General features: G+C 36.8%; 15 protein-coding genes and 2 pseudogenes. 5 read left to right on the forward strand and 12 right to left on the reverse strand.

The features are described from left to right. Both TP70_RS09300 and TP70_RS12780 read right to left on the reverse strand, forming a co-directional pair. A pseudogene (locus TP70_RS09300) lies at window positions 1-245 on the reverse strand (helix-turn-helix domain-containing protein); the annotation flags it as partial. 40 nt (window positions 246-285) lie between these two features. Beyond that, window positions 286-448 (reverse strand): annotated as a pseudogene (locus tag TP70_RS12780) (transposase); the annotation flags it as partial. Between the two features lie 253 nt (window positions 449-701). Here TP70_RS12780 and TP70_RS09305 point away from each other — a divergent pair. Next, a complete protein-coding gene (locus tag TP70_RS09305) occupies window positions 702-1115 on the forward strand; it encodes a hypothetical protein (RefSeq protein WP_044361192.1) in 414 nt (137 codons plus the stop codon). Between the two features lie 195 nt (window positions 1116-1310). On the opposite strand, the gene TP70_RS09310 is transcribed toward TP70_RS09305, so the two are convergent. The 9 genes from TP70_RS09310 to ezrA all read right to left on the reverse strand — a co-directional run bounded on the left by TP70_RS09310 (window position 1311) and on the right by ezrA (window position 11257). After that, window positions 1311-2507: an acetate kinase gene (locus TP70_RS09310; RefSeq protein WP_044361194.1), complete on the reverse strand. Its 1197-nt coding sequence runs from the start codon at window positions 2505-2507 to the stop codon at window positions 1311-1313. Window positions 2508-2592: 85 nt separating this feature from the next. Then, window positions 2593-3531, reverse strand: coding sequence for a class I SAM-dependent methyltransferase (locus tag TP70_RS09315; protein ID WP_044361195.1), 939 nt, complete (start codon window positions 3529-3531; stop codon window positions 2593-2595). Window positions 3532-3698: 167 nt separating this feature from the next. Then, complete coding sequence (gene tpx, locus TP70_RS09320; protein WP_044361196.1) at window positions 3699-4193, reverse strand: thiol peroxidase; 495 nt, start codon at window positions 4191-4193, stop codon at window positions 3699-3701. Window positions 4194-4205: 12 nt separating this feature from the next. Further along, window positions 4206-4823, reverse strand: coding sequence for an RDD family protein (locus tag TP70_RS09325; RefSeq protein WP_084207691.1), 618 nt, complete (start codon window positions 4821-4823; stop codon window positions 4206-4208). Window positions 4824-4832: 9 nt separating this feature from the next. Continuing rightward, window positions 4833-5825, reverse strand: a complete 993-nt coding sequence (sppA, locus tag TP70_RS09330; RefSeq protein ID WP_044361197.1) for a signal peptide peptidase SppA — start codon at window positions 5823-5825, stop codon at window positions 4833-4835. Between the two features lie 152 nt (window positions 5826-5977). Continuing rightward, window positions 5978-6745 carry a TSUP family transporter gene (locus TP70_RS09335; protein WP_084207692.1) on the reverse strand — a complete coding sequence of 256 codons (768 nt, stop codon included), beginning with the start codon at window positions 6743-6745 and terminating at the stop codon, window positions 5978-5980. 29 nt (window positions 6746-6774) lie between these two features. After that, on the reverse strand, window positions 6775-7995 hold the full coding sequence (gene thiI / locus TP70_RS09340) for a tRNA uracil 4-sulfurtransferase ThiI (RefSeq protein ID WP_044361198.1): 1221 nt from the start codon (window positions 7993-7995) through the stop codon (window positions 6775-6777). Continuing rightward, complete coding sequence (locus TP70_RS09345; protein ID WP_044361199.1) at window positions 7992-9128, reverse strand: cysteine desulfurase family protein; 1137 nt, start codon at window positions 9126-9128, stop codon at window positions 7992-7994. The genes thiI and TP70_RS09345 overlap by 4 nt, the downstream gene beginning before the upstream one ends. A 431-nt stretch (window positions 9129-9559) precedes the next feature. Further along, window positions 9560-11257 carry a septation ring formation regulator EzrA gene (gene ezrA / locus TP70_RS09350; RefSeq protein WP_044361290.1) on the reverse strand — a complete coding sequence of 566 codons (1698 nt, stop codon included), beginning with the start codon at window positions 11255-11257 and terminating at the stop codon, window positions 9560-9562. A 181-nt stretch (window positions 11258-11438) separates the two neighbouring features. Between ezrA and TP70_RS09355 the strand changes: the two genes are divergently transcribed. The 4 genes from TP70_RS09355 to TP70_RS09365 all read left to right on the forward strand — a co-directional run bounded on the left by TP70_RS09355 (window position 11439) and on the right by TP70_RS09365 (window position 14631). Then, window positions 11439-11897 (forward strand): GAF domain-containing protein, encoded by a 459-nt coding sequence (locus tag TP70_RS09355; protein WP_044361200.1) that lies wholly within the window; start codon window positions 11439-11441, stop codon window positions 11895-11897. A gap of 231 nt (window positions 11898-12128) precedes the next feature. After that, a complete protein-coding gene (gene rpsD / locus TP70_RS09360) occupies window positions 12129-12731 on the forward strand; it encodes a 30S ribosomal protein S4 (RefSeq protein ID WP_044361202.1) in 603 nt (200 codons plus the stop codon). A gap of 616 nt (window positions 12732-13347) precedes the next feature. Continuing rightward, window positions 13348-13518, forward strand: a complete 171-nt coding sequence (locus TP70_RS12315) for a hypothetical protein (protein WP_156962278.1) — start codon at window positions 13348-13350, stop codon at window positions 13516-13518. 153 nt (window positions 13519-13671) lie between these two features. Next, window positions 13672-14631: an ornithine cyclodeaminase family protein gene (locus TP70_RS09365; protein WP_044361203.1), complete on the forward strand. Its 960-nt coding sequence runs from the start codon at window positions 13672-13674 to the stop codon at window positions 14629-14631. Window positions 14632-14841: 210 nt separating this feature from the next. On the opposite strand, the gene TP70_RS09370 is transcribed toward TP70_RS09365, so the two are convergent. After that, window positions 14842-15585 (reverse strand): glycerophosphodiester phosphodiesterase, encoded by a 744-nt coding sequence (locus tag TP70_RS09370; RefSeq protein WP_044361204.1) that lies wholly within the window; start codon window positions 15583-15585, stop codon window positions 14842-14844. Between the last annotated feature and the right edge of the window lie 13 nt (window positions 15586-15598).

Below are 15598 nucleotides of genomic sequence, written 5' to 3' on the forward strand. Positions count from 1 at the left end.
GAGCTGTGCATTAGCTAAAGCAAGACTATCGACTTCTTTTAAAAAGGGGAATTCTTTTTTATATTTTGCAGGTGTTGGAAAACGCATTTTCTCAGAGGGATTGTTCTTTTTTCTTGATAAGCTTTTATTCGGTCATGAAGCATTAGATTATAGACTTTCCGAACACAACCAAAAGACTTAGCAAAGAATATCTCTTGTTCTTCTGTTGGATATAATCTAAATTTGTACGCTTTTAATCGTTCCATTAGATACACCACCTATCTATTTATGATTATTCGCTTGATTGGGGGAAACTTTGAACATAATGTGTATAGGGCCTTTATCATAATGCCACGCAACTAAAGTAATCAGATATTTCATTATCAATTACTTGTCTACGCTATTTCGTTGCCAAAATAAGAGGATAGTGAAGAAGGGATTCTAAATGACTATTTGTATCTAACGCCATTGTTGTATTAACGCTTTTTTATGTAGAATGAAAATAACACAAGTAAAACCAAAAGGCAATTCGCAATGTATATCAATTTTCAAGTTACCAAAGAAAACCTTTATACTGGACGGCATTCATCACCCACCTATCGAGGATGGGCGACTTCTGCCTAAACTAAGTTAAATTTGTTGATTGTCTTGTATTTTTTGTATCCTTAGTCATACAAGGAACGAAAGTTATTATAAATTATAAACAAAAAGGAGTATTAAAAATGAATTTCAATAAAATCACTTTAAAAGATGTTTCCTATTCCGATAGTCATTCATCAATCGCATTCACCTTAAAAGATTCTAAAATACAAGAAGGTACTAAAATTTTTTATTTTGAAGTAACCACCACATTTGAAGATAATGAAATTTTCACTGACTTTACTATGTTTGATCATGATATAAAGAATTTGAAACGCTTTAAATATACTTTTCCCGTGTCTGAAATTTATTTTATGGAGCCAGATTTATCTTTTACAATTATTGATTTCAATAGCGCGTATTTATCAGTTTATATTAACTTGGATTCTGGATTGCGATATTCAAACATTGGCACAGAATCCGGATTAGCCATCAAGTTAAATGTTACAAATGAAGCATTCAACACATTTTTAGCTAAATTATCTGCATTCGAATAATTTGTTTTGTTAAATGCTATACAATCAGAATGAGATAATAACCTTATGCTAATGCTCCCGCAAAAAACACCTCTCTGCTTATTGTGAAAAATAAACAGAGAGGTGTACTATCTTAACATGTTTGAAAGAAAATCAGATTCTTCATTCTTACATGTAAATCGATCAAATCTTTGATGTAACAGGTTTGAAAACCTCTTATAGATTACCGAATGTTACAACATCACGTGCAATCATAACTTCTTCGTTTGTAGGGATTACGAGTACTTTTACTGGTGAGTGAGGATAGTTTAATTCTGCCTCTTTACCGCGTAAGCCTTCGTTCTTACGTGGATCCCAATAAACGCCCATAAATTCTAAGCCTTCTAATACGCGCGCACGAATCACATCAGAGTTTTCACCTACACCTGCTGTGAATACGATCACGTCTACACCGTGCATACGTGAAGCATACGTACCCATGTATTTATGGATGCGTGAAGCAAAGATTTCTAATGCTAATTCTGCACGTTCGTTACCTTCGCTTGCTGCTTGTTCAATATCACGTAAATCAGATGATTCACCTGTGATACCTAATAAACCAGATTCTTTGTTTAATACGTTAACAACTTCGTCAGCTGTTTTACCTGTTTTTTCCATAATAAATGGAATTAACGCTGGATCAACGTTACCTGAACGTGTACCCATTGTAACACCTGCTAATGGTGTGAAGCCCATTGAAGTATCCACTGATTCACCACCGTCAACAGCAGTAATAGATGCACCATTACCGATGTGACATGAAATAATACGTAATTCTTCAATTGGTTTTTCTAAAATTTCAGCAGCACGTTGTGATACATATTTGTGACTTGTGCCATGGAAACCATATTTACGAATACCATAATCTTTATAGTAGTCATACGGTAAGCTGTATAGGTATGCTGATTCAGGCATTGTTTGGTGGAATGAAGTATCAAATACCGCAACGTGTGGGATATTTGGTAATAACTTTCTGAATGCATTAATACCCATTAAGTTTGCTGGGTTGTGTAACGGTGCTAAGTCAGCTAATTTTTCAATATCGCTTACAACTTGATCAGTCACTAATGCTGATTCTGGGAAAGTTTCGCCACCGTGTACAACGCGGTGTCCAGTACCATCAATGTCATTGATATCATTGATAACACCATGTTTTTGGAAGCTATCTAACATAATGTTAACTGCTTCGTCATGGTTATGAATATCTTTAACTTCTTTGAATTTTTCACCATCAACTTCGATTGTGAAAATTGAATCTTTAAGTCCAATACGTTCGATTAAACCTTTAGTAACTAATTTTTCTTCTGGCATTTCGATTAATTGGAATTTTAATGATGAACTACCAGCATTAATCGCCAAAATTAACTTTGACATAGGAACGTCCTCCAGTATCTATAAATTTATCCACATCTATTTAACCATTAATACAGTTGTAATTCAAGCGTATTACAGGTTATTTTTAATGATTTTCAGAACGCCATTCTTGTAATTCCGCTAAGAAGTTTTGGAATAATTGTGGGCTCTTAAAATCAGGGATATTGGCTAGAAAAACTTCGACAGGCTTAGTCTTGCCTTGCTCTTTACGTTGTAACACTAAAATGGATTTCTGTGCATTTTTGTTCTTGAATAAGTTGGCAGGTAAGTTCAAAAATGCTTGCATCTCTGTTTCTGTAGCAATGAAATTTTCCAACTGTTTCACATGCTCGCCCTCAAATAATTGCGTTGGTACAACTAAAAAAGCGTAACCAGATGGTTTTAATGCGGCAATCGCTTGTTCAATAAACAAGTAATGCGCATAGCTATGACCTTCATCAAAACCTAATTGCATATCATGACTGCGTTCATCTACTGGATAATAACCAATTGGTAAGTCACCTACTACGATATCCGCTTCTTCAAAAGGCAACGGCATAATCGCATCTTGCGGGTAAACATCAAAAGGAATCTCCAAAAAGTTCGCTAAGTGTATACTTACGCGTGATAAGACTGGGTCTACTTCAACGAGATGATGCATCACTGTGACATCTTTCAATACATCGTGAATGGTCGCGCTGAGATGTCCAGAGCCACTGCCAAGATCTGCAATATGCATTGCTGATGTATTTGGCTCGAACTGAGAGATTAAGAACCCAACAACTAACCCAATAGTATCTGGCGTGATTTGATGGTTCGCTTGAATCTCTTCCTGTTGTAATTGGCTCAAATAAGCAAATTGGAAAGCTTTACGTCTATCCTGAAATGATGCTTGCTCTAACAACGTACGATCTGTTGCATAAAAATGCTCCATCGCTAATCCAAGGTTTTCAATAAAACTTTGTCCATTTTCTTCATTTAATGATTTAGTCTTTTCATCGAGTTGTTGGAATAACTGCTCCATGATTGACGGTGATTGTGTCATAAGTTACGCCCTTTCAAAAATCTAATCTATATCATTATCATACCAGTATTGTTAAAAAATCTCATACAATTTAAACTGTATGCCTGTCTATTCTAGCATAATAAAAAATGAAGGTTGAAACAAGCACAACCGTTGCATTGTCTCAACCTTCTATTTCAAAACGTGTATTAAATATTTCGATATGCTTCCAATGCAGCATCAAAATCAGGAAAATCTGTGCCTTCTGGAACAATCTCTTTATATACGACTTTGTTGTTTTCATCTAATACGAAAACAGCTCTTGCTAACAATACTAAGCCTTCCATTAACACACCATAGTTTTTCGCAAATGAATGTGTTTGATAGTCACTTAATGTAATCACATTATCTAAACCATTGCTTGCACACCATCTTTTTTGTGCGAATGGTAAGTCTGCTGAAATTGTTAAAACGTAACCATCTTCATCGTTAGCCGCTTCATTGAATTGACGTGTTTGTTGATCACACACACCTGTATCAATAGATGGTACTACGCTGATTAATTTTTTCTTACCTGCATAATCTGCTAAAGTTACTGGATTTAAGCCTTGATCTACCACTGTAAAGTCAGGGGCTTGATCGTTAACGTTTACTTCATCACCTAATAAATTTACTGGTGTTTGTTTAAATGTAATTTGTGTCAATGGTCTTCCTCCTTATTGATGTGTTTCTCCATCATTATAACGACTTTGTGTCTGATTCGCACGGATTTGATTTCTACTGGCTTGAATATGCTTTAAATATTTTTGCTTTACAACGACTGTATCTGCAAAGTAATCGTGAACCCCAATATGTTTTGGTGTAAAGATAACCGCTAAATACGGTAATCCCATTACGACATTAGAAATAATACGCCCGATCCATTCCCTGATCAAAACATCTGACCACGACAATGCAGTAATGTCATTCGTATATACTTTAATGCCTAAAATCATTTTGCCTAGTGTTTGTTGAAAGTAACGTGTCATCAACACAAAATATGCAAAATAAAGTAATGCTTTTAACATGTTCGCCACGTTAAAATAAGAAATCCATAACTCCCATTCATCCATACCGGTTAAAGTGAATAACGGTGTTAGTATGAGTTGTGTGACAGCCCACAAAATAATGATGTCGATGATATAACTGAAAAAGCGACGGCCGAAACCCGCGTATAGAAAGGCATCTAACTCATATTGGCTCATGGATAACGGCGCTGTTGCTTCTGAAGGTGCTGCTTGTTTATAGCGATTGCTCGTTGGATTGGCACTTGTCATGTTTTGTATTTCAGTCATTCCAAACACCTACCCTTCATATTTGTACATTGGTCTTGTTTGTGAATCGTTGTTTAAAATGGATTTTACTTGTTCAATATCCGCACGAACGCCTTGGAAAAAGCTCTTCATACCGAATAGCGAATTCCATCCTGCTTCCGTTTCATCAAAGCTAATGACTTGTGCATCATTCGCTTTAATGGCTTTCTTCAAATCTTTAAGTGCCACATCTTTATAGCCAATTTCATCAACTAAGCCATTTTGTTTCGCTTGTTGTGCACTATAAATTCGACCATCTGCAAGTTCGCGTACTTTCGATTCCGGCATGTCACGCCCTTTCACGATGACATTGACGAATTGATCAAAACTATCTTTATTAATGGATTGTAAAATGTCGCGTTCTTCTTGAGTCATCTCTCTTGAAGGACTCAAAATATCTTTATGTTCCCCGGATTTAATGGTATTCGTCTTAACACCGAAATTGTTCAATAGTTCAGAGTAGTCCACAGATTCCATAATAACACCGATAGAACCCGTTAGCGTTTGTGGTCCTGCGTAAATTTTATCTGCAGGTGCTGCGATATAGTACCCACCTGAAGCGGCCATTGTTTCCATTTGAACATAGACCTTTTTGCCTGCTGCTTTCACTTCTTTTAACTTTTGATAAAATTCATCACTCGCATATGTACTTCCACCAGGACTATCAACGGTTAATAATACACCTTTAATCGTATCATCACGTTTAATTGTATCCAGCTGTTTCAATGCTGCTTGATGGTCATAACCCGCAGTCGCAAACAAGCCACCTGCGCCCGCACCAGCATCAACGATTTCCCCTTTAACGGATAATTCAGCGATTTGTTTTGTCGTATCGCCTTCTTCAATCACTGTACTTGGCACATCATTCATCATCGTAAAATCTGAATTGATAATAGATGACGCAAACGAAGTCACTGCACTCATTAAAATACCACTTAGTACAATAACGATCGCTAATATAATTGCCACAATGCGTTTTGACATATTTCTACCCACTCCTTTAAAAATTGATTTCTTTTATCATAACAAACCTTGTTCTATTTGTACTATTTATAGATGAAATTTTAAAATCTATGCTGTTAAAAACGAAAAAATCCCCCTCACAACTGATGTCATGAGAGGTAATATTGACGTTCTTAAAAAAGATAATCGATTAAGTTTTTCAAGATTAATATAAGTGTTACGACTACAAACAGTACTTTAACGTAACTGACACCGTACTTCAATGCAAACCATGCCCCAAAATATGAACCGCCAATCATACTCGCCGCCATCGCAAGTCCATATACATAGTCTACATGCCCTAAGTAAATAAATAGTAACAACGCACCAAAGTTAGAAGCAAAGTTCAACACTTTCGCATTACCTGCTGCGCTTAAAAAGTCAAAACCAATGATTAAAAAGGCGAACATTAAAAATGAGCCTGTCCCTCCGCCTAAAAAGCCATCATAAAAGCCGATAAGTATAATAACACCGACGAACAAAACTAACTTCATAAGTGTCAACTTTTCATATGTACGAATACTGCCCCAATCTTTTTTCATCACTGTATAAATTAATACACATGTTAATACAACAATAACTAATGGTTTGAGTAATTCTGCTGGTAAATAAACAGCTAATATTGCCCCACAGATTGACGCAATAAATGACAGTGGGAAAAGTTTGGCGACAATTTTTAAATCTACTTTTCCAGAGCGTAAATAACGCAGTGTGCTTGTAAGCGAGCCGAACGCACTCGCAAGTTTATTCGTTCCAAGTGCTGTAGCGGGTGGCAACCCAACTGCAAGCAACGCAGGTATTGAAATTAAGCCGCCACCACCAACAACAGCATCAATAAACGCTGCTAAAAAGCCAAAAGCAATAATAATAAGGATTACAGTCCAATCCCATTCCATTAACATATCATCATCCCCTTTGTCGATTTATGATATTAGAATAAGTCGTCTTCCCATGTTTGTTCTGACGCTTGTTGTGCATCATAATTTTTATCAATAACAAGTGTTTCAATATTTGCGACAGCCTCATTCAACATCTCTTCAAAATCAAAGCCAGATTCATATTTCAAGACTTTATCATATTGCGGTTCGGTCACTGGATGTTTTGGCGTAAAAATCGTACAACAATCTTCATACGGTTGAATCGACGTTTCAAACGTACCGATTGCTTTCGCTTTTGCGACGATTTCTTCCTTATCTAAAGAAAGTAATGGACGTAAAATTGGCGTTGATGTCACAGCATTAATCGCATACATACTCTTCAACGTTTGACTGGCCACTTGACCTAAATTCTCGCCGTTTACAATTGCATCTGCTTCTACTTGATGTGCGACTTTATCTGCAATACGCAACATCATACGACGTGTTGATGTCATTGTATAACGCTCATGTACGACTTTATGAATTTGTTTTTGTACTTCTGTAAATGGCACAATATGCAGCTTAATATTACCGACACGTTCTGCCATAATGCGTGTCAATTCAATCACTTTTTGTTTCGCTTTTTCACTCGTAAATGGTGGACTGTGGAAATGAATCGCTTCAATCGTTACACCGCGACGCATGACTTCCATACCGGCGACTGGCGAATCAATACCGCCTGACAACATAAGCAATGTCTTACCACCTGTTCCAACCGGTAAACCCCCGATTGCTTGGATGTTACGATCATACATATAAATAGCATCTAAGCGAACTTCTACCATAATTTGATGATCTGGCTGACGTACATCTACGTGTAAGCCCGGGACATTTTTCAACACTTCGCCACCGACCATACGTTGAATTGCAAAAGTTTCATATTCAAATTGTTTATCACTACGCTTTACTTCTACTTTAAAACTATCGCCTTCTGCATATTTTTCAGCAAAGCGAATCGCATGTTCGTAGACTGCATCCATCGACTTCTCGATTTTTAAAACGGGACTAATGGAATGCACGCCGAAAACTTTTGAGATACGTGACATCATCTCTTCAACATCGGCATGTGGTTCTAATTTAATATACATACGGTCACGGTTGGCTTTTACTTCATAACCGGTTAATGGCATCAATGAACGCTTCACATTTGAACGCAATTGATTGACGAATACTTTTCGGTTTCCACCTTTTAATGTTAGTTCTCCATATCTTACAAGAATATGATCATATATCATTTTTCGAGCAGCTCCTTAACTTCTTCATAAACTGTATCAAAGGCATCTTGAAATGCTTTGACGTCTGTTGGTTGTGTATTGTAATCAAAAGATAATCGGATACTTCCTAAAATGCGTGATGTTGAAATACCCATCGCTTGAAGTACTTCATTGACTTTCGCATGTTTTGAAGAACAAGCACTTGTTGTTGAAAGCATAACACCTTGTTTTGAAAACGCATTGACAAGTACTTCTCCACGCACACCTGGAAAGGCAATATTTAACACATGTGGCGATGCATCGGCTGGTGAATTAATATACACACCCGGATGCTGTGACACGTACGCTCTTATTTGTTCGTTGATGTCAGCAAGTGTTGTCATCATTTGTTCGCGACGATCTTCAGCTAAACGCATCGCTTTTGCACAAGCGACATCCATCGGTACATTGACCGTCCCACTACGCAATGCAAATTCTTGACCGCCACCATGGATGATTGGTTGGATATTGTGCATGTTTTTTAAAATAAGCACGCCTTGTCCTTTTAAACCATTGAACTTATGTCCACTTAACGCAAGACTATCTACACCTTTCGTAATCAACGGTACTTTGCCCATTGCTTGCACAGCGTCGACATGGAAATGCACTTTAGGATAGTCTTTTAACAATTCAACAATTTCTGCGATAGGTTGTACTTGTCCCATAATATTATTCACGTGCATACAAGTGACTAATATCACATCAGAAGACATGAGCGATTTTAAATGCTCTAAATCAATACGTCCTTCTTTCGTCACATTGACATATTTTAATGTAAATCCTTCCATTTCCAATGCACGCATCACTTCAAGCACAGACGGGTGTTCCAATACAGAAGTAATCAGTGTACGACCGAAATGTTTCTTTTGATAAGCCACACCTTTCAACGCCATATTGTTAGACTCTGTGGCACCGCTTGTGAAAATAACCGTTTCATCTTGAAGTTGTAGTGTTTTGTGAACTTGTGTTCGTGCTTGTTGCAGCAAACGGCTGGACGCCACGCCTTTGTCATGTGGACTATTCGGATTGAAATAAAATTGCTGATTGACCTTCATAAAACTATCTAAAACGGACGCATCAGGCTGTGTCGTTGCCGCATTATCAAAATATAGCATCACTAGGACTCCTTCTCACATTAATCATTATTTCATTGTACTATAAAATTTATTGAAATGAATAGCTAAAAATCTAGGATTATTGTATAAAGTCTTATGTCAAAAATTAAACGTCATTTCCAAGTTAGGACAAAAGCACTTTGAATTTGGGAGCGGGACAGAAAGCTCATTTTTACAAAAAGCTTTCGTCGTCCCGCCCCGGCAAGGGTGACTAGAAGTGAAAAAAGTTTTTTAAAACACATTTTCACTTCAGACACCTACTGCCAATTACTGCTTTTCCGCTAATTATTTAGGATGATTTTCCTTATGTCCCAGCCCCATTCAATTTTCAATTCTTATCTGTTCTGATGAAAAAATATCATTCCACATCCAAGTATAGTGACATAAAAAAACCATGATGCTTAAAAAACACATCATGGTCTGCACTTATATTATTGTTGTGCCATTACTTCACGCTCAATATGTTGGCTAATACCTGGTTCAACACGTTCAAGTGCTTGTTCAGAGATTTCGCTTGAGCGTTTATAACGGTTATTTTTGAATAAACGTTCCGCTTCGTTTAAGCTCTTATCTAATTCATGATTATCTTTACGATATCGGTTACCGTATTGAATTAACTTCTCAGCATAAACAGCGTTGATTAAAACATCATTGGCTTCATCTTCAAATTTATTCATTTGAAGCACAACTTTGTTAACCTTGTCTTTCAATTGTTGTACATTAATAGGACGTTCGTTGAAACGCTTGTTCACATCGCGCACTTCGTAATCAATTTCGTTTTTCAAAATGATAAAGCGCTCTGGTACACTCGTTAAGTTAGAAGCAAGAAGACGACGATAAATCTCTTCTTTTTTACTTTGAACACGTAAAATATGTTCTTCTGCTTCCGCTTCATCTTCTCTTAATGAGATCAAATGATTTTGTAATTTTTCTTGTTTTTCATTGATAACCGCAACGTGATCTTCAATGTACTTCAAGTTATCTTGCACTTCACTGTAACGAACAGCAGACTTAGACATTTCAGATAAAATATCGTCATAAACAGCAATCAAGTTTTGAATTTCATTTTCGAATTGTCGTACGTTTTGAACATCACTTTCATTAATATAGTAATTTTCACGAACGTATTCGATTTCTGTTTGTAATGTATAGTTCATATCTTTTGCATGGAATAATTCATCTGTAATACGTTCTTTAGATTCTTCCACCGCATTTTTAGATTTTACTTCATGTTCAATTAAATCATACATCACATCAAGTTGGTTATTAATCTCTTCCAACTTTTGATTTGCTGAATCAAGTTCTAACTTACTAATCATTGGTTCTACAAAGCTCAACTCAGTTTTCAAGCTTTGTAACGTACTGTCTACTTTGACATGATCTAAATCGTAACCTTCTACTTTCAAGTCACGCACGCCATATTTCAAATCTTGGAACTGACCAGGCAATTCCTTTTGTGCTTCTCGAATAAGGTCTGGAATTTCTGTCATATCTTGTTGTAAATAAGTGATATCATCGTTTAAGCCTTTAATGTGTGTATGCGCTTCTTGATAGTCACCAGCATCTTTCAATGCTTGATAACGTTCAATTTCCGGCTCAAATGCTTCAATCTCTTGTTCAAGTGGCGCCGCTGCTTCACCATATTGATGACGATTTGCTAAGACGTCACGCTTCATTTTACGATGACTCGCTTTTGTCTCCTCATAAATCTTGTCACTTTCTTGATGAAGATTGCATACTTCTTCCGCTTGTTCAGTTAACGTTTGATATTTCGCTTCATATTCATCCATTAAACTATGCGCATCATCAATTTCAATCTGCGCTTGCGAAAACTTAAACTTATCAAGCGTTACTTCCGCTTCATGAATTTTTTCATCTACCGGTGCTAAAAAATCGTTCGTCGCTTGCGTCCATTCTTTACTTAATGACTCATAGCGTTGCTTCGTTTCACCAGATAAATGAAGTTGTTTCAGCTTTTCTAAACTTTCGTCATACGACAGCTTGTTCAGCTTTTCCCTACGCGTTTCAGCTTCTTGAATGATCGTACGCTTGTTTGAACGCATATAGAACAAGATACCAATGCCAATTAAAATGATAATAATAACCGCTAGTATGATATACAATAACATGTTCATTCTTCTCCTCCTAAATACATACAACTATTATAACGTAATTTATCATGGCATTAAATCGAAATCTAAAAATTTTCAGTACTTCAACAAATATTTGTATCGAGCGGCTCGAAATATTGCACGAAAAAATTGAAAAAGCTATAATATCTTTAAATTTTAGGAAAAGTGAGTGAAGAAGATGACGACGAAACAGACAGATTATGCTTTAGTAGCACGACAACTTGATGCACTACTCGACGGCGAGACAGATCTTATCGCAAACTTAAGTAACGCCTCAGCCCTTTTAAATCAAAATCTTGATCAAATTAACTGGGTCGGCTTTTATTTAATGAAAAATGACGCCTTAATTCTTGGTCCTTTCCAAGGTAAACCGGCATGTGTGCATATTCAAGTAGGCAGCGGTGTGTGCGGTACAGCCGTTCAAGAAGATGCCATCCAACGTGTCGCTGATGTGAATGCTTTTCCTGGTCATATCGCATGTGATGCCGCAAGCCAGTCTGAAATTGTATTGCCACTGCACAAAGATGGACAAGTCATCGGCGTGTTAGATATTGATGCACCGATTAAAGATCGTTTCTCACAAGAAGATGAAGCTGGATTAGCAACATTTGTCAACACATTAGAAAAACATCTTTAAGAAAAATAAGTCCAAGCATTGACAAACAAAATCTACATGTTAAAATGGAATTTGTGTGAATAAACGAAAATAGCAGTTAAATATTGATAGGCGCTATAGTGTTCCCGAAGCGGGCGTGCCGTGTAACCGTAGCTATGAGGCGAGGACACAGAAAACACCATATCCTATCGAGCATTTAACACTCTTTTTTGTTTTTTCATAACAACAAAAAAGAAAAAGGAGGAGTCAATTATGGCTCGATTCAGAGGTTCAAGCTGGAAAAAATCTCGTCGTTTAGGTATTTCATTATCAGGTACTGGTAAAGAATTAGATAAACGTCCATACGCACCAGGACAACACGGTCCTACACAACGTAAAAAATTATCAGAGTATGGTTTACAATTACGTGAAAAACAAAAATTACGTTACTTATACGGTATGACAGAACGTCAATTCCGTAACACTTTCAACACTGCTGGTAAACAAGGTGGTGTACACGGTGAAAACTTCATGGTATTACTTGCAAGCCGTTTAGACGCTGTAGTATACGCATTAGGTTTAGCTCGTACACGTCGTCAAGCACGTCAATTAGTTAACCACGGTCACATCTTAGTTGATGGTAAACGTGTTGACATCCCATCATACACTTTAAAACCAGGTCAAGAAATTGCAGTTCGTGAAAAATCACAAAAACTTGCAATCATCGCTGAATCTGTAGAAATCAGTAACTTTGTTCCTGACTACTTAGACTTCGATGCAGACAACTTAAAAGGTTCTTTCGTACGTTTACCAGAACGTAGCGAGTTACCTGCTGAAATTAACGAACAATTAATCGTTGAGTACTACTCACGTTAAGATATCGTTTACGTTTTCAAAACCAAGATTGGGTTCGCCCTTTCTTGGTTTTTTTCTTTATTTGTTGCTGTCCATCTTTTGTGGTGGTCAGATTATTAAAAATGCCTAGTTTTGTTGTAATTTTATAAATGTAGAAATAGCTAGGCATTTCCAAGCGTACAATCAATTGGGGTTGTGTGCTTTTTTATCGACCTTCGTTTCTTTATTGCTCGCTTTCCTGCAGGCCTCGCTCGAACTAATAAACGCTTTAATTTGAAGTATTTAGAAGCATTTCTGGATTTCTCACTTCGGCTAATTCACAGTCTATGATTGACTTCTACATATTGCTACGCATAAGTACAAGTCTAATCATAGTTGTTGGGGTGGTGCTACGAAGCCTCAAAACGGCTTCTGCAGCCACTCCCTGCAAGGAGTCTCGCAATAGAAACGATTCCTTCATGATTCTAAATACATAATACTATAACAAAATAGTCTGTTCCAAATTAATTTTTGGTAGGCGAGTATAACTGCCGTCTTTCCTTTTTGAATATCACGTTCCTTTAGTATGTACTTTCCTCAAACAATTTGATTCAAACATTATGTTAAACTGTGTGTAACAAGTATATTGGAGGCTGATATGATGTTATACGTAAAAAGTAAGCTTCTTTTATTAATTGCTATCATTATCTTCCTTTCTATGTTTTACTTTAAAACTGAATTAGGTGACTCAATTCTAAGACCGTTAGGCTATATTTTGGCTGGCCTCATAGCAGGTAAAGCACTGGGTTACAAAGAAAAGAATGAATAACTTCTGTGGTGAATAGATGATTAAAAATTTTTCATTTTTTAATGATTATGTATTCGGAAATGCACACCCCCTATTCAATTTCACGTATCACTTTTCATTACTCAAAATCTTTTCTATACTGGAGTTAAAGTTTTGACAAAGGGAGATGTTACGATGAAAGTGTATACAGAAGCGCAAGTCAAGGCACATTATCATATGACAGATGCTATTGAAGATATTGAGCATTTGTTTAAAAATATGGATGCTGTTAGCCAAACAACGCGTGTCGTTATTCCAACGGGTGAAGGTGCGAAGTCGATGCTTTATATGCCTTGCGTTCACCTTGGCAAACAACAAGGGATTATTAAAATTACTTCTATTACACCGGAGAATCCACAACATCATAGACCAACAACACAAGCAAATATTATTATTACCGACCTTCAGACAGGTAAACATATTGCCAGTTTAGATGGGAGTTATTTGACGCGTCTACGTACAGGGGCATTAAGTGGCATTGCTTCTAAATATATGAGCCGTACAGATTCACAAACACTCGGTATGATTGGTACAGGCGGTATGGCATATGAACAACTTTTAGGCAATATAGCTGTACGTCCTATTAAAAAAGTATTGTTGTACAATCGTACCGTTGATAAAGCAACAGCGTTTCAAGCACGTGTTTCTGAACAACATCCAGACGTTGACTTTGAAGTCGTGACAGATGTATCAGAACTCGTTAAACGTTCCGACATTATTAACTGTCAAACACAGTCGTTAACACCTGTGTTCAATGCTGATGATATTCAAAAAGGGACACATATCAATGGCATCGGCTCATATCGTCCTGAAATGAAAGAAATGGATAATCGTCTATTTCCGCATGCATCTCAAATTGTTTTCGATGATTTGGAAGGTGTGAAAGAAGAAGCGGGAGAATTTATCGAAGCTGATGAAAAAGGACTATTTTCCTTTGATCAACATGATGATGATTTGAAGTCATTGTCTTTAAATGGACAAATCACACGGCATGATGACAGTATTACAGTTTTCAAATGTGTCGGTGCAGCCCACTTTGATTTAGCTGTTGCGTTAGGTGCTTGGGACAAACTCAACTCAATTGAAAATGATTAACACGTAAAAAGTGGTGGAACGAGGGGCTAAGGCATAAGGAAAAAAACATCCCAAAAAGTTAGGGAAAAGCATTAATGGCAGTAGGTGTCTGAAGTGAAAATGCGTTTTAAAAAACTTTTTTCACTTCTTAGTCACCCTTGCCGGGGCGGGACGACGAAAGCTTTTTCTAAAAATGAGCTTTCTGTCCCGCTCCCTCTCCACCACTTTATTTTATAACTTAAAAATCTCATCGGGTATATCTGTAATCACACCATCGACACCTAATTGAATCAGCTTTTTCGCTGTTTGACTATCGTTCACTGTATATGGCATGATTTTTAACCCGACTGCATGTGCACGTGCAATAAATTTTTTATTAATCAGTTGATAGTTTGGATTGACGTAATCTGCATATTTTGCAATCTCACTAAATGTCGGCTGTTTTAACCAGTACTTTCTCTTACTAATCAACACACCATAATGCATGTAAGGTACTATTTCAGCCATTTGTTGGATAAATGTTTGATCAAAAGACTGGATGATCACACGGTTTGTTGGAAATGCATGATTTTTAAGTTTTTGAATAATTTGTTCGCCAATATTCGGATAATTTTTAGGTTTTTTCACTTCGATTAATAACGTCTTAGAATAGTTTTTACACAACGTTAATATTTCATCAAATGTCATAATCGACACATTTTCAGCAAAGTCAGATTGACGGCTAAAGTTGAAGCTACGCAACGCTTCTAACGTAAGCTCTTTGATTGCACCTTTTCCGTTAGATGTACGGTCTATCGTATCATCATGAATACCGACCAACACACCATCTTTCGTCATATGTAAATCAATTTCTAGCATATCAATATGTTGGCTTAATGCTGCTTGATACGCTCGTTTTGTATTTTCAGGGTATTGTTGTGACAAGCCACGATGAGCAATCACTTTAAATGCTTTACTAGGTCTCGCTAATTTCATAAACGGTCTTCCT

Source organism: Staphylococcus microti (assembly GCF_000934465.1).
Taxonomy (GTDB): domain Bacteria; phylum Bacillota; class Bacilli; order Staphylococcales; family Staphylococcaceae; genus Staphylococcus; species Staphylococcus microti.

Coding starts and splice junctions, on each gene's coding strand:
- TP70_RS09305 (WP_044361192.1), top strand. CDS start 702: ATGAATTTCAATAAAATCACTTTAAAAGATGTTTCCTATTCCGATAGT.
- TP70_RS09310 (WP_044361194.1), bottom strand. CDS start 2,507: ATGTCAAAGTTAATTTTGGCGATTAATGCTGGTAGTTCATCATTAAAA.
- TP70_RS09315 (WP_044361195.1), bottom strand. CDS start 3,531: ATGACACAATCACCGTCAATCATGGAGCAGTTATTCCAACAACTCGAT.
- TP70_RS09325 (WP_084207691.1), bottom strand. CDS start 4,823: ATGACTGAAATACAAAACATGACAAGTGCCAATCCAACGAGCAATCGC.
- sppA (WP_044361197.1), bottom strand. CDS start 5,825: ATGTCAAAACGCATTGTGGCAATTATATTAGCGATCGTTATTGTACTA.
- TP70_RS09335 (WP_084207692.1), bottom strand. CDS start 6,745: ATGTTAATGGAATGGGATTGGACTGTAATCCTTATTATTATTGCTTTT.
- thiI (WP_044361198.1), bottom strand. CDS start 7,995: ATGATATATGATCATATTCTTGTAAGATATGGAGAACTAACATTAAAA.
- TP70_RS09345 (WP_044361199.1), bottom strand. CDS start 9,128: ATGCTATATTTTGATAATGCGGCAACGACACAGCCTGATGCGTCCGTT.
- ezrA (WP_044361290.1), bottom strand. CDS start 11,257: ATGTTATTGTATATCATACTAGCGGTTATTATTATCATTTTAATTGGC.
- TP70_RS09355 (WP_044361200.1), top strand. CDS start 11,439: ATGACGACGAAACAGACAGATTATGCTTTAGTAGCACGACAACTTGAT.
- rpsD (WP_044361202.1), top strand. CDS start 12,129: ATGGCTCGATTCAGAGGTTCAAGCTGGAAAAAATCTCGTCGTTTAGGT.
- TP70_RS12315 (WP_156962278.1), top strand. CDS start 13,348: ATGATGTTATACGTAAAAAGTAAGCTTCTTTTATTAATTGCTATCATT.
- TP70_RS09365 (WP_044361203.1), top strand. CDS start 13,672: ATGAAAGTGTATACAGAAGCGCAAGTCAAGGCACATTATCATATGACA.
- TP70_RS09370 (WP_044361204.1), bottom strand. CDS start 15,585: ATGAAATTAGCGAGACCTAGTAAAGCATTTAAAGTGATTGCTCATCGT.